A 4,136-nucleotide genomic window follows, 5' to 3' on the forward strand; every position below is an offset into this window, starting at 1 on the left:
GCTGCTCTTGCAGCAGGCGGTCCTGTCGGTCGCGGATCAGGTCCTGGTCACCGGGATTGTTCAGCGGGGCGGCCATGGCCGGGTTCAACACAGTGACAAGGCACAGGGCTGCGAGGGCGACGGACAGACCTGCGCCGAGGGCAAAAAACTGCATCTTCGGTCCTTCGAGACGAGGTACTGTCGGAGATAAAAGACTAATGCTATTTTGCCATCACTACGAAGTCAATGAAGCGTCATCCGGAAAAATTAAAGTTTCTCAGTACCGTTCACGCGGTGGATTCCGCTCACTCAAGTATTCCTTTGCAATCAGATAGTTCTGAAAAAAACACTATTCATTATTCTTGTACACAAAAATCTAGCGAGCGGTATCGCGCCTTGCGCCGCAAAAAGACTGCAAGGTAGCCCCAGAGTCTGGGCACCAACTCAAAAACGCAAGGGGGGCCGCTAAAGGTCGCCAGTGGGTAAGTTTTCGGTCAGCGGCAACACAGCCCGCGATCCTCCAGGGTCGCAATGCCCAGTTTCTTCAAGCAACAGGCAAAGCTTGGAACAGTGGTGCCCGCAAGTTGGGGCGCCCAGCGAAGGATGGAGCGGCCGAGCGTGATGCGGCCGATCAGAAGCGATTAATGGGGAAAGGTCATGACTAACATCTTTTCCACGCGCTTTGACGGACCGGACACGCTGGCTGATATCCAGCGGTTGGTTACAGTGCATCCAGATCCGGTGACCGGTCTTGAGGAGTTGAGCCCCGCATTGGCCGCAGAACGTTTGTCGGAGGCCCTGAAGGCGATTTTTCTTCCCAACCAGTTTTCTTTGGACTTCATCAAAGACAGCGTTGACCGCGCGCGTAGCTTTTCCGCCGAGAGCTTTTCTACTGACCAGCAATATCAGCGGCGGCTGTATCACCCCCCTGAGGATGAGACGTTTCCTATCTGCCTCACCGGCCTTGCTGGCGTTGGGAAGAGCCAAACTATCCGTGCGCTGATGAAGGTGATGCCTGGACCTGCACCTTATGCATCTGCCCATTATCACGAACCTCATATATTAATCTCGTACTGGTATGCCAGCGCCAGGGGTAAGGCTAGCGGCAGGCAGCTTTTGGAAGACTTCCTCGGTGGCGACGCGGCAGGAGTTAGAGCGAATACATCAAAGTTACTGACGGAGTGCCGGCGTAGAGTTAACCGCGATGGTATATCACTAATGATGCTCGAAGAGATGCAGCATCAGAGCACTGGTCAAGGAGTAGCCCGCGTTACGGATATTCTCCTTACCATGGCCGGGCTTGGGGTCCCGATGATCTATGTGGCCAACTACAGCCCGGGTCACAAATTGCTGACAAGGAACAGTGAGGACAAGCAACGGCTTCTCTCTGAACCCCGTGTCATGCTACCGGACCATCCTGATTCGAAGCCTTGGAAGGATTATGTTCTAGAATGCATACGGGTGAGCGGGCGGCGCGTATCTGCAGATCCAAGTGCCCTGATACATGAGCTGTATCGCTGGACTTTCGGTATAAAGCGTCTGGCTGTTCAACTGTTCAAGGTGGCGTATCTCGAAGCCCGTGCGGCCCGTCGCCATACGATTACTTTGGAGGACGTTAACAATGCATACCTTTCAGCCTCGTACTCCAGCAGTAGGGACGATGTCGAGGAGCTAACTCGCATCAGCATTCATAAGAATAAAACCGGGGCCAGGGCTGACCTCCGTTGTCCGTTCCCGGTACCGTTGCCATCCAACGTCTTGAGCTTCACCAAGGACGATCGAGCTACACGGGTGAGCGAGATGGCTTTTGTTTCATCCCTAACAGCCGAGGAGCGTAAGACTTTCGAACAGCTCCATCCGCCAGGCTCACCTTCCAATCCGTCTTCGAAACCGGTGCGTGAGAAAAAACCAGCCTTACCCAAGCAGACTCGGGAGGGCTTGGAGGACGCATACAGCCGATTGCTATTCGAGTCCAAAGGGGCGCCAAAGCCGCGAGGGCCTGTAAAATAAGCCTTACGTAGCCATTGAGGTATCAAATGAAAGGGCGCCGAAAAATCAAAACGGACAAGTGGTTGATTAAGGAACGGATTATCCGAAACGCCCGAGAAAAGCTGATTTCTCGGGCAGGTGTGATGGGGCGCTTTCTAGATATTGCTGCACATAGCACTTTAGAAGAGCCGACCGGACTGCTCGCTGGAGGACACGGACGCCAGCGTATTAGCGTTGATCAAAGTAGTTAATCTTTTGAATTGGGCTCGTATAGGCGTGCTGCTGCATCCAGTCAATGCTGGAAGGCGATCTACCAGCACATAGCGGGTATAGCCAGGACGCCCGGCTGCAATGCTTCGAATCAAGATAGTAGCTGGGGTGGTGATCCCACATTGTAGAGCGATCAATCGGCGCTGTGCAGTTGTATTCACTGAACTGCAAGTTTTTATTCTCATTGAGAAAATTGACGAAGCTTGCAAGGTTGCCATGGCCACCGCCACCCATATGACCATTGAGATAAAAGCGACCGCTATAGCCCGAGGCAATGTTTAGTTTGTCATCCCTGCATCTGAACATCAGCAAGGTACCGTCTTGGTCGCCTAAATTGCCTTCGACATCATCCGCGGAGCAGATCCGGACCAACTTGATCTTGAGACCGCTTCCACTGATAGCGGGCTCGAAAAAACCGTGATATTCCCCACCAACTTCTGGGTATGGAAACATAGAGCCAGACCCGTTGATTAGCCATTCCAGACTGCAACTGTAGTGGTAGGCAATACGCTTGGCCAAATCAAAGGACAGCGCTTCAAGACCGTCGACACAGTTCATCAGCGTTGCCGGCGACGATTCCCCCAAGGCAAGCGCCAGGTGTGGCAAATCGCTACGCTCGCCCCAAGAAAAAAAGTTGTCTTCGCGTAGCCTCATAAACAGCTTTAGCAAGCGCTGACCAGTCGCGCGCTGCCAAGATTCACACATAGACGCTGCCTCAGGCTTGGGCGCTTTGAGAGATTCAAGGTAGCGCGCTAGGCCAAACCTGGTTTCCCTCTCCAGTGAGCGTTCATGCCGGGCAGCTGACTGGAGCAGCAGCTGGTGCAAGTTATCAGGAAAGTCGCGAACGCTTAATCTGGCCATGGATGGTGCTCGATGTCGTTTTGAGGGTATTTTTGCTGTCGTGCCTGCATAATAGCGACAAAATGACAGCAGACGCTACCGATTGCGGCTTGGCCTGGATAAATACATTGCTAAATCCGAATAGCAGAGCGAGTAGGAGGCAGGCTTGCATCCGCCGCCTCTTGTTCGGCGGCGCGCAGAGATTGGACAAAATCCAACGCTATTGATGTAGCTCTGAAGCGTGAACCTTTTGAGGCCCATACGGGATTGACCCATTTTCCGGCTCAAGGCTGCCTTCAAGTTGGCGCAACTTCCGCAACCGCAGTGTTTCGAGAGTCAATTTAAGATCAGCACCAACATTTATCGGCAGGCGGATACCAGAGGCATTGACTGACGGTTGGGGATGATCATCTCTTGCTCAATGTCAGAAACAAAAATAAGATTCTGACATCAGAATTGAGAGTTGTTTAATCCCTATGAAGACCCTCCCCGAATCGATCCTAGACCACAGTAGGCGTCTGTCTGAGGGTGGCTTACTGAGTCCCAAAGACTTTCTACACTTGGGGAGCCGGGCTGCTGTTGATCAGGCGCTTTCACGATTGACGAAGGCTGGACAGCTCATTCGCGCGGCCCGTGGGCTTTACCTAGCCGCTATTAAAGACCAGGGTGAGCAAGTAACGCCGTCGATGGATAAGGTAGTTAGCGCCCTGGCTTCGAAGAATCAGGAAGAGATCGTCTTTGATGGGGGGCGATCTGCAAAGATGCTGGGCCTGTCGGCGCACGCCCGAGATGGGAACGTGTTTCTCAGCATTGTGTCTTTGAAACGCGAAGAGTTGATGGCGTCATAGAGCGAGGTAAAGGTACCCCAATGGAAGGCCACACCCTGCTGCCGGACACTCAATTCAAAGCTCGGGGCCCCGTTACGGAAAAATCGCAGCTGTTCATCATGCCATTTAGAGGAGGATGCTCTCTGGTCCGTTACCAGCCCTGGGCTATCTACAACACCGCGGGTTTTGAGTCTCGCCGCGCGCGTGGCTTCTGAATCGCCCCGGATTCTC

The 4,136-nt window shown here is 53.3% G+C and carries 3 protein-coding genes; 2 read left to right on the plus strand and 1 reads right to left on the minus strand.

Annotation, left to right across the window (positions count from 1 at the left end; all coding sequences use genetic code 11):
* The first annotated feature begins 636 nt into the window (after positions 1–636).
* Positions 637–1,989 carry a transposase gene (locus U873_RS35755; RefSeq protein ID WP_029978907.1) on the plus strand — a complete coding sequence of 451 codons (1,353 nt, stop codon included), beginning with the start codon at positions 637–639 and terminating at the stop codon, positions 1,987–1,989.
* Between the two features lie 207 nt (positions 1,990–2,196).
* Here the strand turns inward: U873_RS35755 and U873_RS0134110 are convergent, their stop codons facing one another.
* On the minus strand, positions 2,197–3,099 hold the full coding sequence (locus U873_RS0134110) for a hypothetical protein (RefSeq protein ID WP_025132486.1): 903 nt from the start codon (positions 3,097–3,099) through the stop codon (positions 2,197–2,199).
* A 455-nt stretch (positions 3,100–3,554) separates the two neighbouring features.
* Between U873_RS0134110 and U873_RS37380 the strand changes: the two genes are divergently transcribed.
* Entirely contained in the window at positions 3,555–3,926 is a 372-nt protein-coding gene (locus U873_RS37380) for a DUF6088 family protein (RefSeq protein ID WP_029978910.1), read from the plus strand.
* The last annotated feature ends 210 nt before the right edge of the window (positions 3,927–4,136 follow it).

The organism is Pseudomonas sp. PH1b (assembly GCF_000633395.1).
In the GTDB taxonomy this organism is placed as follows: domain Bacteria; phylum Pseudomonadota; class Gammaproteobacteria; order Pseudomonadales; family Pseudomonadaceae; genus Aquipseudomonas.